Genomic DNA, 14,892 nt, shown 5'->3' on the forward strand with positions numbered 1-14,892 from the left:
GGCGCGCCATATAAGGGAGAGCAGTGATGCCCTTCACCGAACAGTCCTGCCGAAGCCGCACCGCGACGCTCGGCGCCGCGGCTACCCTTTGGATTGTGGTCGGCGGCTTGCTTTGCGGCTGCATGATCGACAAGAGCATTGACCTGCCGGCGCGCGACCAGGTGACGGATCCGATCCGTGACGCCGACCTTCGTGCCCACTGGAATGGTCCGGTCGACGCGCAAGCCGCTGCGCCTGCTGTGCAACGTCCAATGCAGCCCATGGTGTACCCGGGCATCGAACAGGCTCCCGCCACCCCGTCCACGTTGCGGGAGGCGACAGCATCGACGCAGGTGGCAACCGCCGTCGACAGCAATCTCCCGAACAAAGCCGGCGATGTGGAATTGAATTTCGAGAATGCCGACATTCAATCGGTTGCGAAATCCGTGCTCGGCGACAGCCTCGGCCTGAACTACGTGATCGATCCGCGCGTCCAGGGCATGATCACGCTCGCTTCGGCCCAGGCCATTCCGCGCAAGGATGTGTTGCCGGTATTCGAGAGCGTTCTGCGCATGACGAACGTCGCGGTCCTGCGTGAGAACAACCTGATCCGTATCGTGCCGTTGCCTGAGGCGTCCGGTGCCGGCGCGGCCAGCTACGGTGCAGGACAACCCGGCTTTGGCGTGTCGATCATTCTGCTCCATTATGTATCGGCGGCCGCGACCGCGAAGACGGCGGAAAACTTCCTCTCACGGCCGGGCGCGGTGCGCGCCGATCAGGCGCGTAACCTGCTGTTGATCCAGGGCACCACCTCCGAACGCCAGGCCGTGCTCGGCGTGATCGCAACGCTCGACGTCGAATGGCTGCGCAATCAATCCGTCGCACTCTATCCGCTGAAATCGACCGCGCCCGAGACCATGATCCGCGAGCTCGACAAGGTGTTCGATACGGCCGATGGCGGCCAGGGTCAGGGTGTCATCAAATTCCAGCCGGTGTCGCGCATGAATGCCGTGCTGGCCGTCAGCCGCAACAGCAAGGTCCTCGAGCGCGCGACGCAATGGGTGCAGCGGCTGGACCGCTCCGATCTCAGCGGCACGACGGTGCGGACCTACGGCTTGCGTTTTGGCAGTGCGCGCGCGATTGCCCGGATGCTCAATGAGATGTTCGTCGGCCGTTCGGGGCAGAACGTTGCGGATAGCGGCCAGCAGAGCCCGACCGCGCCCGGTCAGGCCGCGGCAACCTCGCGCATCGACTCCCTCGGCAGCGGGACGATGACCAGTCAGAACAACTCGGGCACGGCAAGCGCCGATAGCTCCGGTACGTCCGGAAACCGCAGCACCCCGATCCAGGCCGCGTTCGACAGTTTTGGCGACCACAAGGATGCGCAGCAGGACGATGCAAACACGCTCGGCGGCTCAGGCGCCGGCGCAATGCCGCGCGGGCTGTTCCAGAATGTCCGGATCACAGCCGACACCACGACCAATTCGGTCATGATCTACTCCAATCAGGAGGACTATCGCGTGATCGAACGCGCCCTGGAGTCGCTCGACCGGCCCAAGCTTCAGGTCGCGGTCGATGCCATGGTCGCAGAGGTCACGCTGACGGACCAGTTGCAATATGGCGTGCAGGCCTATTTGACGAGCTCAAATGCCGGACTGGGCAACGACAGAGGCTCGGTCGGACTGTTCAACGCCGCACAATCTTCGGCGCAATCGGTCCTGCTTGCGCGGGTGCTCCCCGGCTACAACCTTCTGCTCGGCGCCGAAGCCAATCCCAAGCTGATCCTGAGCGCCCTGTCCACGCTGACCACCGTCAAGGTGCTTTCGGCCCCTTCGCTCGTGGTCGCGGACAATCAGCCGGCGATCCTGGAAGTCGGCAATCAGGTTCCGATCTCGACAGGCTCGGCCACCGTGCTCTCGAGTTCGAACACCGTGGTCAACACGATCACGCTGCACAACACCGGCATCATCCTCAAGGTGCTGCCGCATGTGCATCCGAACGGAGCGATCGATCTGGAGATTGAGCAGGAGATCTCCAACGTCGTCAATCCCGGCGGAAGCAGCGCACAGAATCTCACGCCGACCATCTCGCAGCGGCGCATTCACTCGACGATCGGCACCAGCAGCGGGCAGACGGTGCTGCTGGGCGGCCTGATCAAGGAAGACGACGAGCGGACGGTGGAAGGCATTCCGGGGCTGAACGAGATCAAATATCTCGGTGACCTGCTCAGCCAAAAGACCGACAGCAAGAGCCGCTCGGAGATCATCGTGTTCGTCACCACCAAGCTCATTCGCAACAGCGGGGATGCGCAAGTGGTCGCCGAAGAATTCCGCGAACGGTTGGATACGATGCGCCGGAACCCATCGCGCTTCGAGGCAGCCGCACCAGCACCGATCGCGCGCAAATAGCGAAGCCCGCCGATGTATCTCCGCAGATCCCTGTTGGGCGTTCTGGGAGCGGTGGTTGCGGGCCACGCGGTCGCCGCCGCCGAGCTGACCAACGTGACGGCCGAGGACAACGCCGCAATCATTGCGTTGAGCGGAGACATCGAGGAAGGCGATGCCGACGGCACCGAGACACTGATCAAGGCGGTGAATGATGATGGACGGCTGGTAACGGCAATACGGCTCGACTCGCCGGGGGGAAGTCTCGCCGAGGGGATCAAGCTTGCCGAGCTCATTCGCAGAGCCAAGCTGCCGACCGTCGTGGCGGCTGGATCGCGCTGCGCCTCCGCCTGCTTCATCGTGTTCGCAGCCGGCATCGAGAAGTTTGCCAGCCACGCCGCGGCGATCGGGGTGCATGGCGTCTCCGACCGATATGGTCACCAGACCGCGCAAACCGAAGCTGCGACATTGTCGATGGCCCGTATCGCCAGCGCATTCGGCGTTCCGCAGCGCATCGTCGGCCGCATGATCACCACGCGGCCGGACGATATCGCCTGGCTCTCGCCGGAGGACCTCCGTTCCATGGGCGCAATCATGACGGATCGCGCAGAGCCCCCGGCGCTGCCGGTCTTGGCCGGCAAGCCAGCCGGACCGATCCGGCGATGGCTGGTGCGCGCGCCGCATTCCGCCGATGATCCGTAGCGGCCTTCGTTGCAAATGATCATGGCTACGCTACTCAGCTCAACAGCACGACACCGGCGGGCAGCGAGACCACGTGGACGCCGAACAGCTGCTCCACCTGCGCGACGAAATGGTCGAGCCTGTCGACCTGGAACGTGCCGTTGACGAGCCGCTGCCCGAGACCGTCATTCGTGATGATGATCTTGCCCGGACGATATCGGTTCACCTCATCCACGACACTGGCGAGTGGCCGATCGCGGAAGATCAGCAACCCGGTTCGCCACGCCGACACCTGCGTCGTATCGACGGGCGCGGCGGCCTGCAGCCCCGCGGTCGAGTAGCTGACCTGCTCGGACGCCCGAAGCTGCACGAGATGTCCGCCCTGCTCGACGGCAACACTGCCGTCGAGGCAGGTGACCGCGACGACACCGTCGAGGCAACGCGTGTTGAAATCCGCATGGGATGCGCTGATCCGCCCATTGCCGGCAAGAAGCACGACCGGCGCCTGCGATACCAGCTTTGCCGTGATCGAAGCTTCGCCGGCGATCAGTTCGATGCGAACCTCTCCCGGCGCCGACCGCAACGCGACGCTGGTCTGGGTGCTCAGCTCGAGCGCGATGTCGGGTGTCAGCATGAGCTTGCGATGCTCGCCCTTGGCAGTGCGATAATCGGCCGAGAGCTCGCTCATCGACGGCCAAAGGCCGAATGGCGGACGGACGACCAGATAGGCCGCCGCGGCGGCGACCGCCCCGCTCAGGACCAGGCGGCGCGTGATCGCGCCCCCCGGCGATCGCGGTGACTGACGATCGCGAGCGGCCGCCGCCGGTTCGCTTTGCTGCTCATGAGCGAGCTCCCGCGCGGCGAGGCCGGCCTGCCGAAACAGCCGTGCGGCCTTCTTGAAAGCCTCGTCATGCGCCGGGCTTTGCTCGCGCCAGCGCTGCAGCGCGTCCAGATCGGACCGGAGTGGCGCACCCGTCTTCAGACGAATGACCCAATCAAGGCCCTCATCCAATAGCGGATCGAACTCGGAGGTCCACATCGGCACGGTCACGATCGATCGCTCATATCCAATTTCGCCAGCTTCAAGGCTCTGCTCGCGCGGCCAATCCTGCCGATGGCAACGCTTGCGCCGGGAACCGCAAAACGTGTCCAGCGCTTCCAGCGCGATGGGCTCTTATCCGATAGACGGCTTGAGATTCAGTATCCCGCAGAAGAAACACGTCAAAACTGCAAAATTCAGCCGGGGATGACGGAAATGTCACGCTGGCTTACCAAAATACCTGAGCCCTCCCTCCACGAGGCCTCCGGATGCGGCTCACGACCGCGGCCGCGGACCGCCCAGCCGACGGACCAGAGTGTAGTCAAGAAACGTTGCACAATGCTTCAGCGCCAGTCTCAAATCATTGTCGATCGTGCGCGGGCTCACTCCGAGGCGCGAGGCGACCGCGCGCGGCGATTGTCCTTCGATCGCGATGCTGCGCAGCACGTCGCGGGCCCGCGAGGGCAATTCGGCAAGCGCGCGTTTCAAGGCGTCGATGTCGGAGCGCGCCTCGACCACCCGTGCCGGATCCGGCCCCTCGTCGCAAAAATCCAACAGCGCATCGATCTCTGAGGTGCTGACCCGGTAGTTCTGCGCCTTGCGGTAATCATGGGCGATGTTAACGGCGACGCGAAAGATATAATCGGCCGGGCTGCGCACCGTCACGGTGTCCGTCACCCGGTCAAGCCGCAGGAACGTCTCGTGCAAGACCTCATAGGCGAAGTCCGCGGAGCCGAGACACCGCGTCAACCGCTTGATCAAGCCTTCATAGTTATCGACGAGCTGCCCCCGCAGCCTGATATGATTGGCGTCAGCCACGTCCGCCGCCCCCCAAGGACACGCCGAAGGCCACGTCAAGGCCGGCTCGCGCGTTCGCGCGAGCCGTGTCCGCAGCGCCTCTTGAGGTAGCGGCCGCGTACGACACATTTGTGACGTGGGTAGAGCGCGTGTAGAAACACACGTGCAGTGGCCACAACGGGCTCAGTAGTGAGTTCAGCTGGCCGATCATGACGGATCGAACTCGAGCGTGATCCGCTCATTGATCAGATCCGGCATTTCCGGTGGAATCGGCGGCAGCGGCTGAGCACGGCGAATGGCGTCCAGCGCCTCCTTGTCGAGCAGGGCCTGGCCGGAGCTGGTCTTGATCCATACCCCGAGGAGGGTGCCGTCCCGGCGCATCGAAAACAGCACATCAACCGCGCCGTGCAGCCGCGCCGAGCGTGCGGTCTTCGGATAACGCTGATAGCGGGCAACATGACGCAGCAACGTCTGTTGAAAACGCGCGGTGACCCCGCTTGGCGGCGCGTCGATCGGTGCCGGCAGAGCGGCGGCTCCCGGCGCCGGACGCTCGGTCGGGCCCGATGGCTTGGTCGGCGTCAAGGCGGCGAGATCGACCGTGGCGGCATCCGCGTCGCTGATCGAATGATCGACGCGACTAGCCACATCGCCGGCCGAGGGCTGCTCGGTCGCGGCAACGGGGATGGATTCCGGCGACGGCCGGGGCAGCAGCTGGACCTGGATCATTGCGCTTCGTTCGCGGCCCGAAGGCTCGGCCGCCAATTGCGAACGGATCCAATAGATGCCGCCGACGTAGAGCAAGGTGGCAACCGTCGGGACCAGCACCAGCTTGAGCGCCTCGCTTTGGGTCCAGGTCTGGCTCCCCGCAGGGACGACAAAGGGAACTGCGGACATGGCGCGGCTGTCATCCCGTCCAAATCCGGCATTGCTCTTCATTGCATCGACCTCACGACGATGACGACACGGACCGGCTGCGGCGCGCGCGCCGGCGTCGGCCGGCTGACCGCGAAGCCGCGCAGCGCCGCCTCGACCGCCGCGTCGCGGTCCTGATTGCCGGTCGAGCGGACCAGTTCGACCCGCTGAATGATGCGCAGCGGGTCGATCCACAGATCGAGCGTGGCGCGATAGTTGCCGCCGCGAGTGCCGGAATTGTTGTGCAGCACTTTCTGGATGTCGGCCTGCAGACTCTCGCTGTAATCATTCAGCCGGCCGACATCCTCCGCCTCATCGGTCGCACGCACCCGCAACGTGCCCAATGAGAGTTCCGTGGCCGCAGGGGTGCCCATCACGCCGAGATCGGATGGCGTGTTTCGAGACGCCAGCGTGATGGCGTTCGGGCGTGCGTATTGAACCTTCAGGTCGGTTCCGCTCAAGAGCATCGTGAGCGCTTCTGTGGGCGTGTAGTTGCCCTCGACGGCGGCCGACTTGCGCCCGACCGCGGAATGGCTCTCATACAGCACCTGAACGCCGGCCTTTTCGCCATAGATCTGCAGAGCATTGGCAAGCGGCTGCGACGGAATATGAAAGGCGATCAGCACCTGCTTCACGTTCGGAGCTGACGCGTTCTCCGCGGCTGCGGCGGAGATCCCCATCACCGCCGCCAAGCCCTGGACTGCTGCGAGCAGGCGCTTGCACGTGCGGATGGCTGCGAATGGCGGGCGACGGCCTGCGTTCCGCCCCTGCTCCAGCCGCGCCGCTCGCCCGGCGAGGTTTTCATCACCGGCGAGCCGTCTGGTCGATGGCAGCGCCACAATGCCGACCCTGGCGTGCAGGTCTTTGGCACGGAAGTGAAGTCCTGTCATGACAGCGAGGCGCCGTTCTGGTTTTCGTTATGCATGACTTGTGCGGTCGGACGATGCTCCTGCCGAAGCGGCTCGCTTGCCATCGGGGGCTCCCGCTGTCGTATCTCGCAAATGTGACAGCTGTCTAACTGGAGGTATTACGAGGCGCCGGGTGTGGATGAGCGAAAAGGACATGAGTTCGAACTTGACAGGTGATCGTTCACACCGCTCAAGCAATGCGAGATGGAGATCGGCCGCGCAACACGCACGACGCGCATGGGATAGCACGGACATGACTCCGCCTCCTCGCGGCGCATGGCGCCCGAGCTGTGGAGATAGACCCCTCTCGCAACGAGAGGGCGCAGGGAAGGCCGGACCTCGACTGAGGCCCGTGGCCCGCCTGCGAAAGAAAATGCAGGCGGCAGGTACCACAGGTTCAGCCGGACGACCCGGCCTTCCCTGCGCGATGGCTTTCACGGTTGCTCCGCGCTCTCCCTGGTGCACCGGGCTTGTTGGCCACCACATCCGCGCTTGATGCTGACGCATCAGCGCGAGGACACCAGCGTCGGGGTGTCAGGACCACACGGCTTGGCCGTCCGCAACAGCATCGGTCGTCTTGCGCAGAACGCGCCCGACGCCATCGCGGCCACCGCTCCCCGCACTCCACGTATCGTGACGACGCGTACGTCCCTCTTCATCGAGGCGGGATGGCGATAGACAACCACGATTTCTGAAAAATAGAAACAGGAATATTTTTCGCGCGAGGTCTGGACAGGGGTGATCGGGTTGAATGCGCAGATGAATTTCGTTTTTCGGTGGAACTGATTTTGTCGGTCGGGACAGCGCATCGACACGTGCGCGCCGACCGCGCTCGCTCATTCCGCCGACGGCTCGGTGGGCGCAACCCGAACGAATGGGCCACCCGCTCGCCTCGGGCATGGCGTAGGGGCGTGGTTCAACAAACTTCGTCGCGGCAACGTCTCAAACTGGAAATAGCCTCATTGTCAGCAAGGCGATTGCGACCGAACCTATCAAAACGATGGCAACGGTGAACAGGCGATCCGGAATGTTCATTCTCAACCTCATCTGTCCAAATCGCGGATTTTTGAGGCGCGGCGACGCCGAATGTCGATTGCCCCTGAGGACAATGGCGCCACGATTCCGAAATCGACATGATCGACCGCAGGGCTGAGTACGCGACGCGGTGAGGAGGGCGCGTGCTGAGCCAACGCCCCCTGCATGCATGCCCCCCCCAACCCCATGCATGCGGGGGGTATGGAGGCGTGCCAGATCCAGCAGTTGCCACGCAATCACTCCGACCATCGCGCTGGTCCCGCCTGGAGTGGATCAATCTCGATCAGCTCATTTGACGGATTGCGCAGCCGCGACTTCCGCTGTTGGCCCCGAAGCGGAGCTTCGAGCTCAAGACCAACGGCTCCCAGCCAGTCGTTCGTATTTCGGCCAGTCAACGCAAGCGTTGAACAGCTTCAAGAGTTTTCGGTCGATCTCTTCGTTAGGCCCATGCCGATTGAGCGTGACGTGGAGCGCAATGTCCTCTTCACCACTTGGGTAGGCTTCGGCATCATAGAAAAACTCCGCCTCATCTAGTGCTTGAACGCTAATGCGGAGATAAGCGGCTTCAAACGTGCGGATAGAGCGAGAATTTGAGGCCCGATAGCTGGGCCATTCTGCTTTTTTGTAGCTGCGGAGATTGCGTTCTTGCGGGGAGAAACGCTCCAAAGCCGAGCGCAGCGCGACCGCAAGTCCCGAGCCTTGACGCCAATCGGCGACAACTTCAGGGTTATCTTGCTCGAAGCAAATGCCAGCGTTGTTATAATGTAGCGCCGCGACAATCGCTTCCCGTACCGTCGCTCCGATATAAATCTTTGCGCGTCGCAGCATTGAGCATCCTAGTTGCCTTCATAGTTGGACGTTCTTCTATATCAGGCAGAATGAATCAATGTGGCCTGATATGGCGGAAACACCCTGCTAAAAGCCGGACAGATGTCAGCTTCTAGCCCGGCATGTCCGCTAGATGTCCGCTCCCTGGGATGAAGCGGGCTCGATATGCTCCATCTGAATTCTTCCGGGTGCGACCCGAAGGAGCGTAGGACCTTGCGGTCCTATTTCCGTTCGGCCGATCGTGGTTTGCCGCTTGAACCGCGTCGTGAAGCTGATAACTTTTCACAGTACTGACGAGATGTCGATACCATGGACTTCGATAAGGCAGCTGCACTTGCAATCGCTTGGGTGGACATCCTTTGCGGGGGAGAAGCACGTATTGTGCGTGAAGCCACAATCGCGAAGCCATACGGCTGGGTATTCTTCTATCAATCCAAAGAATTCCTTGATGATGGCAACCCTTCAGCGCAGCTCGCCGGGAACGCTCCGATCATCGTGAACAGAACTACGTGTGAATTGCGCCTAACTGGAACGGCGAAGCCGCTGGAATACTATTTGACTGAGTACGAGAAGACGCTCCCTCCAATCTCGCTTCAGCAATCGCCCCAACTTCCAACTTGGTAAGCACATCGGAAGCTTGAGGAATGGTATGGCGACACAACCGCTTTTGGCCCGTCGCGACCTTCCGGTCTGACAGTGTACCTCTCGATGCCATGGGCGGTGATCGCAAAATTCGATTTGGATGTCTTGTGCCGCTATCGCTCCGACAGAAGCATCAATCCGGCCGCAAGCAACCGTAATTTGAAAGCCATCGGCCCCTGACGTCGGTCATAGAATGGGGCGAAAGACTACTATGCTGTTTCGCCCCGGTTTGGGGCCATCTCTACTTCCGGCCGGCAAGGCCGCTTGTGGGCCCGATGCAGACATTGCTTGGCTCAGGTCGAAGTATCCAAAAGAGCCTTATACAGCTTGCCCGTGCGAAAGAAATTGACGAGGGCAAATTGCCCGATCATCAGGCGAGTGGCGGCCAAAAACAAACGGCCTTTACGATGATCGACTTGAACTACTCGGCTCAGCCCATGAAACCGATACATATCTACTTTTTGGATGTCCGTCCTCGGTATGAGGAACGTATCGTCAGGCCCTCTGACGTTCAGGCCCGAAGCATCTATCCACGCCTCTCCCTTTGAGGCGCGCGTTCCTAGACTGAGTTCATTCCCGACATGGAAGAATATTTTACACCGAAACATCCGTTCCCTCGTTTGGTCGCGACTTGCCTTGCTCTACACCGCAATAAAACTGCTAACCATTGGACCAATGGGCTACGGTGGTCCTCAGACATGGTGAAAGGTCCGGCAACGGCCCAGGTCGGACGCCTGGCATTCCAACCATCAAGGTCGGCCGTCCGGGCTAGGACGCAACCTGCGGCGGTTTCGGGTCAAACGGTAGGTTGTGCGCCCGGAGCGGACGTTGTTGGACGGAGGGCGGAACGCTATACTTTGGCAAGCGCGTGAGCTACGGAGAGGATTAGAAAAGGTGCGAGTTTCGCTAAGCCGATTCGGAACAGGTATTGTTGCGACACTCATTCTGGCACTGCTGCTTGATAGCTCGTCGGCGTACGCTGCAGATGAAGCAAACAGCTCTGCGGGGATCACTGTCTATTCCGATATGAATTACATCGCGCTGGAGGGCGAGTATTCTGGTCTTCAGATAGCCCTCGTACCCTACTACGATGGCGAAAAAAGCCATCGCAAAATCCTGTTCCGATCTGCCGGACCGTTCTTGGATCCGCCCTTGCTTCTCGACGCCGTTGAGGAAGGAAAGACTCTCAAAATTGTGGTGCCGCAGGGAAATGAACTCGCCGGTGCCTGGACGCTGACATTGAAAGGGAACCTCATCGAGGCGGTTGGGCCAGGGGCCCATTTGAAATACAGTCTCAAGAAAATTTCCGTTAGATAGCAACGAGAGACCCTCAGGGTGAGGACCGGCAAAGCCGCCCCCTCCCATGAGGCCGGGATGTCCTTGCATAAGCGATTGCCCTGCGTCAGAGAGCAGCACGCAGCGTCGCCCGAAGCAGCCTAGACCGACAGGCTGGATCTGAACTCGGGCTGCTGGCACCCCTTCGATCAGCCCTCGAAACGCGCGAGCGATTGCGACAGCAGATTGATGGTCGCTTCCAGATTGTCACGGCGCGCGCGCAGCGACCTGGCGAGGATCGGGTAGCTGATCGCCGCCACGTCGGAGATCTGGCTCTTGCGCTCCTCGGCCTCGATGTCGGCGGTCATGGCCTCGAGATTAACCCTGAGGCTGTCGATGAGACCGCGGACGCGCGTGGCATCGTTGAACGTCGGCTGGTCGATTGTCGCGGAACGGAGCAAAGGCATCATGTCATTGACCTCGATTGTCCGGCTTTGGCACAGGTCACGAACCACTCCGTGACCCCTGCCCCGAGAACAGCAAACGGGATGCCAGTCAGGATTTTCAGCGATCGGGGTAGGCATTGGGCGGCGCTGGATCATGTCACCGCCTCTCCGCGCCTCGCATGCCAGGCGGCCAACACGCCGCGCTCCTCGTCGATGGTTAATCCATCGACGTGGCCGTTGGCCTGACGGAGCCAGGCCAACGTATCCCGCGCGGTCTCGGCCAGCGGCCGCGCCTGCAGCCCGGCATTGCGGGCCGGCGTGGTGTCGCGCGTGGCAAAGCCGGCATAGTCCGGCAGCGGCAACCACAATGGCAGTGATCGCGGGCCTGCCCACCGCCTGACATCGTGGGTCTCGAGGAAGGCACGATCGGCCCAGGTGAAGGTGCAGGAGGCACTCATCGCCGCTGCGCATTCCGCCAGCAACGCACCGCGCGTCATCGTTGGCCCGATGCCGTCATAGATGCCCGTGAGGCCGACTTCAGCGGCGTAGACGATCCAGCGCGCGAGGTCGCGCACGTCGATGAACTGGACGGCATCGTCGGGCGCTCCCGGCGCGAGCACCTCGCCGCCCCTGGCGAGCCGCGCCGGCCAGTAGCTGAACCGCCCGGTCGGGTCCTCCGGCCCGACGATGAGACCCGCCCTGCAGATGAACGCGTCCTCGCCGACCGCCTGCTCACAGGCCAGCTTGGCGGCGCCATAGGTGGCGTCGCTGCTTTGCTCGACATCAGGCGCGGTCGGCTCGCGCAACGGAGCGGTGTCCGCGCGCTGCCCGGGCGTACGGTTGTCGGCATAGACGCTGACGGTCGAGACGAAGGTCCAGTGCGCGGCGCGCGGCTTCAGCGCGGCCACCGCCCGACGCACCTGGCCCGGATGGCGTGAGACATCCACCACGGCATCGAAGTCCTGATCGACCAGCGGCGCCAAACCATCGACGACATCTCGATCGACGACGACCAGGCGGGCGCCTGCTGCAATCGGGCCTGAAAGCCCGCGCGCAGCGCAGGTGACCTCATGACCGGCTGCGCAAGCATGAGCCGCGATCGCCCGCCCAAGAAACTGGCTGCCGCCGAGAATCAACAGACGCATGCGCCTCATGCTCCCAAACTCGCGTCACATCGCGGCAGCGGACTTCGCGGACTTTGGAGTCCAGCGACACCTTCCGCAAGCCCTGACGTTGCTTGCGCCGCGATTCGCCGGCTGCCGCAGGAGGGATTCTCGGCCCTGGAACAAGCGGCACGCCGTCAAAACCGCCGCATCGTCCACAACTCCTTGGGAGTTCAGGCTGGACATGGGGTTAAACGACGCCGACTCGCGCGATAGACTCGTTAGCCAATGACCACAGGATTCGCATCGTGACCGATCCCCAGATCGTCTGCCCGAATTGTCGCACCCAGATCCATCTGACGGAGCAGCTTGCGGCGCCGCTGATCGAGGAGACGCGGCGCAGGTTCCAGGCCCAGCTCGCTACGAAAGAAGCCGATTTCGGCCGTCGCGAGCAGGTTTTGAAAAAGGCGCAGGACGAGCTTGCGAAAGCGCGCACTGCTGTCGAGGAGCAGGTCGCGAGCCGGCTGAAGGCGGAGCGGGCGGCTATCGCGCAGACCGAGGCCGCGAAAGCCCGCCAGGCGCTGGCGGATGAGATCGGCGATCGCGACCAGAAGCTTGCCGAATTGCAGCAGGCTCTCGCCAGTCAGGACGCCAAGCTGGCCGAGGCGCAGAAGGCGCAGGCCGAGATGCTGCGCAAGCAGCGCGAGCTCGACGAAGCAAGGCGCGAGATCGAGCTCACGGTCGAGAAGAAGGTGCAGGAGGGACTCACGGCCGTACGCGACAAGGCGCGGCTCGAGGCGGAGGACGGGCTGAAGGCGAAGGTCGCCGAGAAGGAAACCCAGATCGCCGGCATGCAGCGCCAGATCGAGGAGCTGCGCCGCAAGGCCGAACAGGGCTCGCAGCAATTGCAGGGCGAAACGCTGGAGATCGCTCTGGAATCGCAGCTGCGCGCGCGCTTTCCCCGCGACCTGATCGAGCCGGTGCCGAAGGGCGAATTTGGCGGCGACGTGCTGCACCGGGTGGTCGCGCCGAACGGCCAGCCCTGCGGGACGATCCTGTGGGAATCCAAGCGTACCAAGAACTGGAGCGACGGCTGGCTCGCCAAGCTGCGTGACGATCAGCGCGCCGCGAAAGCCGAGATCGCGATGATCATCTCGACCGCCCTGCCCAAGGGTGTCGACGGTTTCGACCTGATCGACGGCGTCTGGGTGGCGGAGCCGCGCTTTGCGGTTCCGCTGTCGCTGGCGCTGCGGCAGTCGCTGATCGATCTCGCCAGTAGTCGGCTCGCCCAGGAGGGCCAGCAGAGCAAGATGGAGCTGGTCTATGCCTATCTCACCGGTCCCAGATTCCGTCACCGCATTGATGCGATCGTCGAGCGCTTCACCGAGATGCAGTCCGATCTCGATCGCGAACGCAAGACCATGATGCGGCTGTGGGCCAAGCGCGAGGAGCAGCTGCGCGGCGTGCTCGACTCCACCGCCGGCCTCTATGGCGATCTCCAAGGCATCGCCGGCCGCGCCATGCAGGAGATCGAGAGCCTCGATGTGCTGCTGATTGAGGCGAGCAGCGAGGCGGCGGAGTAGCCCGCCGTCATCAGGACGTAGAGCGGGCAAAGCGCGGAGCGCGTGCCCACGCGTCGTTGATCGCTCCGTCTTGCTGGGCACGGCGCTCCGCGGGATGCAGAGCATCGTCGCGACCGCGCATTCGCCTATCCGACGGTGTCCGCTCCCCTGCCGGTCTGCTAAGATCGGCCATTCACGCCCGTTCCTTTTGGCAGATGGGTCATGGTGGTCGACGAGCGGATACGTCTCCAATTGCCGAGGATCCTGAGCTTCGTCGTGATCGGCGCGGCCGTCGGCGCTGGCTACAGCTATGCGACGACCGTCGGCTTTCCGTTGCGCGGCCTGCTCCGAGGCGCCGTGAGCGGCGTCATCATTGGCGCCGCCGTGAGCTGGCTCGGCTTGTTCGTCCTGCAGGCGCCCGGATCGCCGCTTGCGCGCACACCCTTCATGGTCACCGTCGCGGTGCGCTCAGTGCTCTATCTGCTGGTGTTCTTGCTGGCCATCGCCGTCGGGCAACTGCTCGTGCCCAACCGTCCGCCGGCCCGTGTGGTCAGCATCTCGGGCGACGATATCCTGTTCTGCTTCGGCGCCACTTTTGTGATCACCTTTCTGTTCGAGGTGAACGGTCTTCTGAGCCAGAACGTGCTGCTGTCCTTCATGACGGGACGCTACCATCGCCCCCGGGTCGAACAGCGCATCTTCCTGATCATGGACATGAAGAACTCGACCGCGGCTGCCGAACGACTTGGCGAGGTCAAGTTCCATATGCTGCTGAACCGGCTCATGACCGATCTCAGCGGGCCGATCGTGCTGCGCGGGGGCCAGATCCACAAATATGTCGGCGACGAATTGATCGCCACCTGGCCACTGGTCCGGGGGCTGAAGGACGCAGCCTGCGTGCGCGCTTGTTTCGCTGCGCGCGACCGGCTGGTCGCGCACGGCGCGGACTACGAGCGCGCCTTCGGCATGACGCCGCAGGTTCGCGCCGGTCTGCATTGCGGGCCGGTCGTTGTGGGTGAAATGGGATCGATCAAGAAGGAGATCGCGCTGCTCGGCGACACGCTGAACACTGCGGCGCGCCTGGTCGATGCCTGCCGCGACCGCGGCGAATCGATCATTGCCTCGGCCGACCTTCTCGATCGCCTCAAGCTTCCACCCGGCATTGCCGCGCGCTCACTTGGGCCCGTCCACCTGCGCGGCAAGGAACTGGCCATCGGGCTGTGCGCGCTGGCCGAGCAGCCGCCCGCGACACGCCTTGCGGCGAGCTGAACAAGGCCCACCGAGATGCACCCCGCTGGCC

15 protein-coding genes are annotated in these 14,892 nt (G+C 63.1%); 6 read left to right on the plus strand and 9 right to left on the minus strand.

What is annotated here, in order from left to right; translation table 11 throughout:
- Nucleotides 1-26: 26 nt before the first annotated feature.
- Together gspD and BRAS3843_RS39085 are read left to right on the plus strand one after the other, a co-directional pair.
- On the plus strand, nt 27-2,387 hold the full coding sequence (gene gspD, locus BRAS3843_RS33925) for a type II secretion system secretin GspD (protein ID WP_008973753.1): 2,361 nt from the start codon (nt 27-29) through the stop codon (nt 2,385-2,387).
- Nucleotides 2,388-2,399: 12 nt separating this feature from the next.
- On the plus strand, nt 2,400-3,065 hold the full coding sequence (locus BRAS3843_RS39085) for an ATP-dependent Clp protease proteolytic subunit (RefSeq protein ID WP_008973754.1): 666 nt from the start codon (nt 2,400-2,402) through the stop codon (nt 3,063-3,065).
- Between the two features lie 34 nt (nt 3,066-3,099).
- Here the strand turns inward: BRAS3843_RS39085 and BRAS3843_RS33935 are convergent, their stop codons facing one another.
- The 6 genes from BRAS3843_RS33935 to BRAS3843_RS41085 form a co-directional block, all read right to left on the minus strand.
- Entirely contained in the window at nt 3,100-4,095 is a 996-nt protein-coding gene (locus tag BRAS3843_RS33935; RefSeq protein WP_244425541.1) for a FecR domain-containing protein, read from the minus strand.
- Nucleotides 4,096-4,359: 264 nt separating this feature from the next.
- A complete protein-coding gene (locus BRAS3843_RS33940) occupies nt 4,360-4,902 on the minus strand; it encodes a sigma-70 family RNA polymerase sigma factor (RefSeq protein WP_008973756.1) in 543 nt (180 codons plus the stop codon).
- Nucleotides 4,903-5,088: 186 nt separating this feature from the next.
- Complete coding sequence (locus BRAS3843_RS33945) at nt 5,089-5,775, minus strand: TonB family protein (RefSeq protein ID WP_175361179.1); 687 nt, start codon at nt 5,773-5,775, stop codon at nt 5,089-5,091.
- Nucleotides 5,776-5,813: 38 nt separating this feature from the next.
- Entirely contained in the window at nt 5,814-6,683 is an 870-nt protein-coding gene (locus BRAS3843_RS33950; protein WP_008973758.1) for a secretin and TonB N-terminal domain-containing protein, read from the minus strand.
- 524 nt (nt 6,684-7,207) lie between these two features.
- Nucleotides 7,208-7,516 (minus strand): hypothetical protein, encoded by a 309-nt coding sequence (locus BRAS3843_RS41770; protein ID WP_008973759.1) that lies wholly within the window; start codon nt 7,514-7,516, stop codon nt 7,208-7,210.
- Nucleotides 7,517-8,084: 568 nt separating this feature from the next.
- Nucleotides 8,085-8,564: a hypothetical protein gene (locus tag BRAS3843_RS41085; protein WP_008973760.1), complete on the minus strand. Its 480-nt coding sequence runs from the start codon at nt 8,562-8,564 to the stop codon at nt 8,085-8,087.
- A gap of 309 nt (nt 8,565-8,873) precedes the next feature.
- Here BRAS3843_RS41085 and BRAS3843_RS33955 point away from each other — a divergent pair, with 309 nt between their 5' ends.
- On the plus strand, nt 8,874-9,188 hold the full coding sequence (locus tag BRAS3843_RS33955) for a YrhB domain-containing protein (protein WP_008973761.1): 315 nt from the start codon (nt 8,874-8,876) through the stop codon (nt 9,186-9,188).
- Between the two features lie 311 nt (nt 9,189-9,499).
- On the opposite strand, the gene BRAS3843_RS41090 is transcribed toward BRAS3843_RS33955, so the two are convergent.
- Nucleotides 9,500-9,814, minus strand: coding sequence for a hypothetical protein (locus BRAS3843_RS41090; RefSeq protein ID WP_008973762.1), 315 nt, complete (start codon nt 9,812-9,814; stop codon nt 9,500-9,502).
- Between the two features lie 286 nt (nt 9,815-10,100).
- On the opposite strand from BRAS3843_RS41090, the gene BRAS3843_RS33965 reads away from it, so the two are divergent.
- Nucleotides 10,101-10,523: a hypothetical protein gene (locus BRAS3843_RS33965; protein WP_008973763.1), complete on the plus strand. Its 423-nt coding sequence runs from the start codon at nt 10,101-10,103 to the stop codon at nt 10,521-10,523.
- A 167-nt stretch (nt 10,524-10,690) separates the two neighbouring features.
- Here the strand turns inward: BRAS3843_RS33965 and BRAS3843_RS33970 are convergent, their stop codons facing one another.
- Nucleotides 10,691-11,083 (minus strand): hypothetical protein, encoded by a 393-nt coding sequence (locus BRAS3843_RS33970; RefSeq protein ID WP_244425542.1) that lies wholly within the window; start codon nt 11,081-11,083, stop codon nt 10,691-10,693.
- Nucleotides 11,080-12,072, minus strand: coding sequence for an NAD-dependent epimerase/dehydratase family protein (locus BRAS3843_RS33975; RefSeq protein WP_008973766.1), 993 nt, complete (start codon nt 12,070-12,072; stop codon nt 11,080-11,082). Before BRAS3843_RS33975 ends, BRAS3843_RS33970 begins: the two co-directional genes overlap by 4 nt.
- A 266-nt stretch (nt 12,073-12,338) precedes the next feature.
- Between BRAS3843_RS33975 and BRAS3843_RS33985 the strand changes: the two genes are divergently transcribed.
- Both BRAS3843_RS33985 and BRAS3843_RS39090 read left to right on the plus strand, forming a co-directional pair.
- On the plus strand, nt 12,339-13,613 hold the full coding sequence (locus tag BRAS3843_RS33985; RefSeq protein ID WP_008973767.1) for a DUF2130 domain-containing protein: 1,275 nt from the start codon (nt 12,339-12,341) through the stop codon (nt 13,611-13,613).
- A 231-nt stretch (nt 13,614-13,844) separates the two neighbouring features.
- The gene (locus BRAS3843_RS39090) at nt 13,845-14,861 is read left to right on the plus strand and encodes an adenylate/guanylate cyclase domain-containing protein (protein WP_175361180.1); all 1,017 of its coding nucleotides are present in this window, start codon (nt 13,845-13,847) and stop codon (nt 14,859-14,861) included.
- The last annotated feature ends 31 nt before the right edge of the window (nt 14,862-14,892 follow it).

Source organism: Bradyrhizobium sp. STM 3843 (genome assembly GCF_000239815.1).
Classification (GTDB): Bacteria; Pseudomonadota; Alphaproteobacteria; order Rhizobiales; family Xanthobacteraceae; genus Bradyrhizobium.

Bases quoted from the DNA above. Each gene is read 5' to 3' on its own strand.
- BRAS3843_RS33975 (WP_008973766.1), bottom strand. From the start codon at position 12,072: ATGCGTCTGTTGATTCTCGGCGGCAGCCAGTTTCTTGGGCGGGCGATC.
- BRAS3843_RS33955 (WP_008973761.1), top strand. From the start codon at position 8,874: ATGGACTTCGATAAGGCAGCTGCACTTGCAATCGCTTGGGTGGACATC.
- BRAS3843_RS33950 (WP_008973758.1), bottom strand. From the start codon at position 6,683: ATGACAGGACTTCACTTCCGTGCCAAAGACCTGCACGCCAGGGTCGGC.
- BRAS3843_RS33970 (WP_244425542.1), bottom strand. From the start codon at position 11,083: ATGATCCAGCGCCGCCCAATGCCTACCCCGATCGCTGAAAATCCTGAC.
- gspD (WP_008973753.1), top strand. From the start codon at position 27: ATGCCCTTCACCGAACAGTCCTGCCGAAGCCGCACCGCGACGCTCGGC.
- BRAS3843_RS39085 (WP_008973754.1), top strand. From the start codon at position 2,400: ATGTATCTCCGCAGATCCCTGTTGGGCGTTCTGGGAGCGGTGGTTGCG.
- BRAS3843_RS41085 (WP_008973760.1), bottom strand. From the start codon at position 8,564: ATGCTGCGACGCGCAAAGATTTATATCGGAGCGACGGTACGGGAAGCG.
- BRAS3843_RS41090 (WP_008973762.1), bottom strand. From the start codon at position 9,814: ATGTTTCGGTGTAAAATATTCTTCCATGTCGGGAATGAACTCAGTCTA.
- BRAS3843_RS33945 (WP_175361179.1), bottom strand. From the start codon at position 5,775: ATGTCCGCAGTTCCCTTTGTCGTCCCTGCGGGGAGCCAGACCTGGACC.